The following is a 7,083-nucleotide window of genomic DNA, read 5'->3' as shown; positions in this document are numbered from 1 at the left end:
GGGTGGCGTCGGGGGTGGCGTTGTGGTCTCGGTGCATGGTTCTCGTCCCGATCCGCTGTTGTATGGGCGCCCTCCGCGACCTCATCTGGACGGCCATCCTGTGGCCCCCCGGTGACGGTCACGGTTCGCGGAGGTTTCCCGGGTGTAACGGAGCGTACGGCCGGGGAGCGCGCGCCCTGTGGGCCGTACGCTCCCCGGCCGACCGGCCCCGTCCAGGGCCGTTTCCGCCTCGGCGGCTCGGCTCAGATGTCCGCGTACGCGGCCTGCCGCGCGCCCTGCGGCTCAGCCGCCCCCGTCGCGGCGATGCGGCCGGCCGGCCGGGCGCCGCGGAGGTATACGGCCCAGGTTACGGCGGCGCACAGGGCGTAGAAGGCCAGGAAGGACACGAACGCCGGGGTCCCGGTGTGCGCGTTCAGGAAGGACTGGCGGAAGGCCAGGTTGATGCCGAGCCCGCCCAGCGCGCCCACCGCGCCGATCAGCCCCATCGAGGCGCCCGACAGCCGCCGCCCGTACGTCGCGGCCTCCTCGCCCGTAAGACCCCGCGCGGCCGCCTTGGCCTGGAAGATGCCGGGGATCATCTTGAACGTCGAGCCGTTGCCGAGCCCGCTGAAGACGAACAGGGCGATGAAGCCGACGAGGAAGACGGTCAGGGACTTCTGCGCGGAGGCGTAGACGACCACCACGGCCGCGACGGACATGGCGGCGAAGTTCCACAGCGTGATCCGCGCGCCGCCGTAGCTGTCGGCGAGACGGCCGCCGACGGGGCGGATGAGGGAGCCGAGCAGCGGGCCGATGAAGGTGAACGAGGCGGCCTGCAGCGGGGTGCGGTCGAACTGGTTCTGCAGGACGAGCCCGAAGGCGAAGCTGTAGCCGATGAACGACCCGAAGGTGCCGATGTACAGCAACGACATGATCCAGGTGTGCGCGTCCCTGGCCGCCTCCTTCACCGCGCCCGTGTCGTTCCGTACCGGCGCCAGGTTGTCCATGAACAGCGCCGCGAGCAGCGCGGCGACCACGATCAGCGGGATGTAGACGCCGAGCACCACACGCGGATGGGCCGCGCCGGCCGTGCCGATGACCAGCAGGCCGATCAGCTGGATGACCGGTACGCCGATATTGCCGCCGCCCGCGTTGAGGCCGAGCGCCCAGCCCTTCTTCCGCAGCGGGTAGAAGGAGTTGATATTCGTCATGGAGGAGGCGAAGTTTCCGCCGCCGACGCCGGTGAGCGCCGCGACGACCATGAAGGTGGTGTACGAGGTGCCGGGCTTCATCACCACAGCAGCGACGACGGTCGGCACCAGCAGCAGCAGCGCGCTGACGATCGTCCAGTTACGGCCGCCGAAGCGGGCGACGGCGAAGGTGTAGGGGACGCGCAGGATCCCGCCGACCAGGGTGGGCATCGCGACCAGGAAGAACTTCCCGGCCGGGTCCACCCCGTACTCCGGCCCCATGAACAGGACCATCACCGACCACAGGCTCCAGATGGAGAAGCCGATGTGCTCGGAGAGGATGGAGAACACGAGGTTGCGGGTGGCGATCTTCTCGCCCTTCTCGTTCCAGAAGGTCTCGTCTTCCGGGTCCCACTGTTCTATCCAGCGGCCCCCCCTGCGTGCGGGGGTGGTGGTCGGAGCGGTCATCACGCCTCCACAGTTGTCGGGTGTAGCCCTGGTGCGCAGTTTCGCTGTCCGACGACCGTAGAAATGATGGATTTCCGGGCTGTGGCGGCACGTGACACCGACGAAACCTTGCTCTCACCCGGGAGCAAGGGGCGCGGTGAGGGTTTCCACCTGGGCCGACTCGGCGATCCCGGCCGCGTCCGCCCCGTGTGTAACTTTGGTCACGCCCGCTGACTTGACGGCCTCCGCCGCCTCCGCCGCCTCCGCTGCTTCCGCCGCCTCCACCGCTTCCGGACTCGGCAGCCAGCTGCCGGGCGGGGCGTCGAGCCAGCCCCCGGCCGCCCCGAGCGCCGCCGCGGCTGCCCGCAGGGCGTCCAGACCCGGGTGGCGCAGCCCGCGCCGCCAGACCATGGAGACGGGCGACAGCGGCACGGGGCCGGTCAGCGGCCGCAGCACGGTGCCGGGCATCGAGATGAACACCGTGCTCGCCAGCACCGACCAGCGCCGCTTGGCTACCACCCGGGTGAACTCCTCGGCGCCCTCGATCTGCGGAAACGGCTCGGCCATGACGATGCCGCGCCCCGCGAACAGCTGCGCGGCCAGATCCGTCCACTCGGCGGTGGCGGCGTTGCCCGCCGCCGCGTACAGCGTCTCCCCCGCGAGCGCGTCCAGCGGGACCTCGGGGAGCCGGGCGAGCGGGTGGTCCTCGCGCAGCACCACGGCCATCCGCTCGTAGCGGACCAGTTGGTGGTCCAGGCGCGCCAGCACGGCCGGATCGAGCCCGCCGACCCGGCCGAACGACACGTCCAGCCGCCCCGCGAGCAGTTCGGCGGCGGCCCCGGTCAGCCCGCTGTGGAAGTGCGCCACGAGCTCCACCTCGGGCGCTATCCGCCCGCGCGCCTCGGTCAGCACCTCGTTCCCGGTGGACATCGGCGCACTGATATCCACGACCAACGGCCTTTTTGTCCCTGCTCCGCCACCCCCGAACGCGGCAACCAGCTCCTCCTGCGCCACCAACACCCGCCGCGCGTACGGCAACAGCCGCTCCGCCTCGGCGGTCAGCGCCACCTGCCGGGTCGTCCGTACGAACAACTCCACGCCCAGCTCGCGCTCCAGCCGCCGGATGTCACGGCTGAGCGCCTGCTGGGCGACGTACAGCCGCGCGGCGGCGCGGGTGAAGTGCAGCTCGTCGGCGACGGCGACGAAGGCGCGCAGCAGGCGCGGCTCGATGTCCTGGGGCATACGGGGCAGTCAACAGCATGCACGGGATTTACAACACAGGTGCGTGAATGGCCGCGCATCAGGTGTTGGACCGGCCGCGGGCCCGCCCGCGACCGTAGAACGGTGATCCTCTTCCTCGCCTCCCGGCCCGTGGTCCCGACTGTCCGCCGTACGCACGAGGGGTCGGCGCCCCGCGCGGGCGACGGCGCGCCGCGCGCCGACGGCGGCGCCCCCGCGCCCCGCGCCGCGAACGACGCGCCTGTACCCACGCCCGCAGCGCGAACAACCCGCGAGCACAAGCGCAGCCCCCGCCCGCCCTGCCGCCCGCTCCTCGCGCCGTACCGTCGGCTGTTCGCCGCGCCCGGGGCGCTCGCGTTCACGCTCGCCGCGCTCGCGGGGCGGGTGGCGGGGGCGATGCTGGGGGTCAGCATGGTGGTCATGATCGCCACCGTCCGGGACTCGTACGCCCTGGCGGGCGCGGTCTCGGCCACCGGCCTCGCGGTGACGGCCATGACCGGCCCGCTGCTGGGCCGGCTCGTGGACCGCCACGGGCAGGCGCGGGTCGCGGTTCCGGCGGTCGCCGTGTTCGCGCTGGGGGCCACGGCGACGCTGCTGTGCATCCACTACGGGGCGCCCGCGTGGGCGCTGTTCGTCTGCGCGGCGGGCTCCTCGGGCGTACCCAGCCTCGGCTCGATGACGCGCGCCCGCTGGGCGGCCGTCCACCGCGACGACGCGGCCGCACGGCACACCGCCAACTCCTTCGAGCAGGTCGTCGACGAGGTCTGCTTCATGGCCGGTCCGGCGCTCGCGATGGTGCTGTGCACGACGGTGTTCCCGGAGGCGGGGCTGGCGACGGCGGCGGTGCTGCTGGTCGTCGGCACCCTGCTGTTCGCGGCGCAGCGCCGCACCGAACCCCCGCCGCAGCCGCGTACGGACACTGCGGGCGGATCGCCGCTGCGCTCGCCGGGCCTGCGGATCGTGGTCATCACCTTCCTGGCGACCGGCGCGGTGTTCGGCTCGATGGAGGTCGCGACGGTCGCGGCCGTGGAGTCGTACGGCCAGGGCTCGGCGAGCAGCGCGGTCCTCGCGCTGCAGGCGGCCGGGTCCTGCGCGGCGGGCCTGGTCTTCGGCGCACTGCCGGTGCGCGGTTCGGCGGTGACGCGCTTCCTGGCGGGGGTGGCGGCCATGGCCGTGGCCATCCTCCCCCTGCTGACGGCGACCGGGCCGGCGACGCTGGCACCGCTGCTGTTCGTCGCGGGCATGGCGACCGCCCCGACGATGATCAGCGGCATGACCCTCATCCACCGGCTGACCCCGTCCGCCCGCCTCAACGAGGGCATGACCACCGCGTACACCGGCCTCCTCATCGGCATCTCGGCGGGCGCGGCGGCAGCCGGCTGGACGGTCGACCACCTGGGCCCGACGGCGGGCTACACGGCCCCCGCCACGGCCGCGGCACTGGCCCTGCTGGCGGCGGCGACCGGTTCGGGGCGGCTGCGGCGGTCCTTGGTGGCGAGCTGATGACTCGCGCGTGTGTTCGCGTTGCGCGAGGGTGGTCCGTCGCCGGTACGGTTCGGGCAGCTTCCGACCGGCCCAGAAGGACGCACGTGAGCAGGGACACCTTGCGGGATACGGACACCTTGCGGGATGCGGTCGAGCGCCACCCTGACCGGGCGCACGCGATGCGCGAGGCCGAACGGGTCACCGGCGACCCACACGCCACCGAAGAGGAGTTCCGCGCGGCGCAACGGACCATCGCCCGCGTCCTGGCCGAAGCGTCCGCCGAGGCCGGGATCGCCGCCGCCCCGCCCGGAGGTACGACATGAGCCCGCGCCGCCTCGAACCACCCATCGATGCCCTCATCCTCCGGCCGGAGCGCACCCCGGAAGCCCTGCGCATCGCTGGCCGTACTGAATGAGGCCCGCGCAGCCACAGCGTGAGCCTCGTCGCGCGTACGGTCGGCCATCACCGCCCATGCAGCCCATGCTGTCGGCGACAGCCAGATACACCTAGTCATTTTGTCAACGCCATTGACGTACCCGTAGCACCCCCCTACCTTCCTCCATCGAAGCGCTTCGACGATCGTGCGTGACCCCTCCCACCCTCCCGGAGGCAGCGGATGTTGAAGGCACGGAAACGGACGGCAGCCCTCCTGGCCGCCGCCCTGGTGGGAGCCGCAGCGCTCACCGGGTGCGGCTCGGACAGCGGGGACGGCGACGGCAAGACGCTCAAGCTCTGGCACTACGAGGCCCCGAACGGCGCGATGGGCGCGGCCTGGAAGCAGGCGATCGAGGAGTTCAAGAAGAGCCACCCGGGCGTCACGGTGAAGTTCGAGGAGAAGGGCTTCGAACAGATCCAGAAGACGGCCTCGATGGTGCTCAACTCCAACGACGCCCCGGACGTCCTGGAGTACAACAAGGGCAACGCCACGGCCGGTCTGGCCGCCAAGCAGGGCCTGCTCACCGACCTTACGCCCGAGGTCACCAAGCGCGGCTGGGACAAGCCGCTGAGCGCCGGGGTGCAGACCACCAGCCGGTACGACGCGCAGGGCGTGATGGGCTCCGGCAAGTGGTACGGGGTGCCCAATTACGCCGAGTACACGATGGTCTTCTACAACAAGGACCTCTTCGACAAGTACAAGGTGAAGGTCCCGTCCACCTTCGAGGAATTCACCGCAGCCCTGGACACCTTCACCTCCAAGGGCGTCACCCCGCTGGCGAACGCGGGCGCCGAATACCCCGCCCACCAGTACGTCTACCAGCTGGCGCTAAGCAAGGCCGACCGATCCTGGGTGGACTCGTACGAGCTCTACAAGGGCAAGCCCGACTTCCATGACGCGGCCTGGACGTACGGCGCCGAGACCTTCGCCGACTGGGTGAAGAAGGGCTATATCGCCAAGAGTTCCAGCGGCGCCAAGGCCGAGGACGCGGGGACGGCGTTCATCTCGGGCAAATACCCGATGTTCTTCTCCGGCAGCTGGTGGTTCGGCCGCTTCAAGTCGGAGATGAAGGACCAGTGGGGCACCTTCCTGTGGCCCGGCTCCAAGCTGACGCTCGGCTCCGGCGGCAATCTGTGGGTGGTCCCCAAGGGCGCCAAGAACAAGAAGCTCGCCTACGAGTTCATCGACATCACAATGAAGAAGGGCATCCAGAACGTCCTCGGCAACAAGGGCGGCGTGCCCGTGGCCGCCGATTCCTCGGCGATCACCGACCCGCAGTCCAAGAGCCTGATCGAGAACTTCGACAAGCTCGCCAAGGACGACGGGCTCGCCTTCTACCCGGACTGGCCGGTCGCCGGCTTCTACGACACCCTCGTCTCCGAGACGCAGAAGCTGATCACCGACAGCACGGATCCCGACGACTATCTGGACGCGCTGAAGAAGGCGTACGACTCTGGCGCACCGAAGACATGAAACCCGCCGAAAGCGTGAAATCCGCTGACGGCGCGAGAACAGCCGGAACCACAAATCCCGCCGGAACCACAAACCCCGGCACAACCACGAAAGGCGCGGGACGGCCGCCCCGCGAGTACCCGTACGCGCTCTTCCTGATCCCCGGCGCCCTCGCCTTCCTCATCGTCATCGTCGTCCCGTTCCTGATGAACACGGGGCTGAGCTTCACCCACTGGCAGGGCGTCGGCACCCCTTCCTGGGCCGGGCTCGACAACTACCGCACGCTGCTCGACGACTCCGCCTTCTGGGAGTCCTTCCGGCACAGCCTCGCGATGGTCCTGGCGATGGCGGTGATCCCCACCGCCCTCGGCCTGATCCTGGCCGCCGCGCTCTTCGACTACATCGCCAAGCACATCGGCACCCGTGTCGCGACCGTGCTGCGCGCCTGCTTCTATCTGCCGCAGGTGCTGCCGATCGCGGTGGCCGGCATCGTATGGAGCTGGATCCTCGCCCCCGACAACGGCGCCCTGAACGAGCTGCTGGACGCGGCCGGCCTCGGCTCCCTCCGGCACGACTGGCTGGGCGACCCCGACCTCGCGCTCTACAGCGTGATGGGCGTGATGGTGTGGGTCCAGCTCGGCTTTCCGCTGGTGGTCTTCATGGCCGGAATGCAGCGGGCCGACCCGGCCCTGCACGAGGCCGCAGAGCTGGACGGGGCCTCCTGGTGGCGGCGGCTGTGGCATGTGACGCTGCCGCAGATCCGCCCGGAGATCTACGTCGTGCTGCTGTGGTGCACCATCGCCGCGCTCAAGGTCTTCGGCGCCGTCTACGTACTGACCAAGGGCGGGCCGGGCG

The 7,083-nt window shown here is 70.7% G+C and carries 6 protein-coding genes; 4 read left to right on the top strand and 2 right to left on the bottom strand.

What is annotated here, in order from left to right; all coding sequences use genetic code 11:
• Window positions 1–242: 242 nt before the first annotated feature.
• Both CCN51_RS47245 and CCN51_RS47240 read right to left on the bottom strand, forming a co-directional pair.
• A complete protein-coding gene (locus CCN51_RS47245; protein ID WP_014179123.1) occupies window positions 243–1,637 on the bottom strand; it encodes a nitrate/nitrite transporter in 1,395 nt (464 codons plus the stop codon).
• Between the two features lie 114 nt (window positions 1,638–1,751).
• On the bottom strand, window positions 1,752–2,858 hold the full coding sequence (locus tag CCN51_RS47240; RefSeq protein ID WP_014179122.1) for a LysR family transcriptional regulator: 1,107 nt from the start codon (window positions 2,856–2,858) through the stop codon (window positions 1,752–1,754).
• 102 nt (window positions 2,859–2,960) lie between these two features.
• Here CCN51_RS47240 and CCN51_RS47235 point away from each other — a divergent pair, with 102 nt between their 5' ends.
• The 4 genes from CCN51_RS47235 to CCN51_RS47220 all read left to right on the top strand — a co-directional run.
• Window positions 2,961–4,358 carry an MFS transporter gene (locus CCN51_RS47235; protein ID WP_014179121.1) on the top strand — a complete coding sequence of 466 codons (1,398 nt, stop codon included), beginning with the start codon at window positions 2,961–2,963 and terminating at the stop codon, window positions 4,356–4,358.
• Between the two features lie 86 nt (window positions 4,359–4,444).
• Window positions 4,445–4,663 (top strand): hypothetical protein, encoded by a 219-nt coding sequence (locus CCN51_RS47230; RefSeq protein WP_014179120.1) that lies wholly within the window; start codon window positions 4,445–4,447, stop codon window positions 4,661–4,663.
• A gap of 293 nt (window positions 4,664–4,956) precedes the next feature.
• Complete coding sequence (locus CCN51_RS47225) at window positions 4,957–6,249, top strand: ABC transporter substrate-binding protein (RefSeq protein WP_014179119.1); 1,293 nt, start codon at window positions 4,957–4,959, stop codon at window positions 6,247–6,249.
• Between the two features lie 14 nt (window positions 6,250–6,263).
• Window positions 6,264–7,083, top strand: an 820-nt coding sequence (locus CCN51_RS47220) for a carbohydrate ABC transporter permease (protein WP_086860993.1), incomplete at its 3' end; no start/stop codon positions are given.

The sequence above is a fragment of the Streptomyces milbemycinicus genome (assembly GCF_002154605.1).
Lineage (GTDB): Bacteria > Actinomycetota > Actinomycetes > Streptomycetales > Streptomycetaceae > Streptomyces > Streptomyces milbemycinicus.
This window is presented reverse-complemented; position numbering and strand designations above follow the sequence as displayed.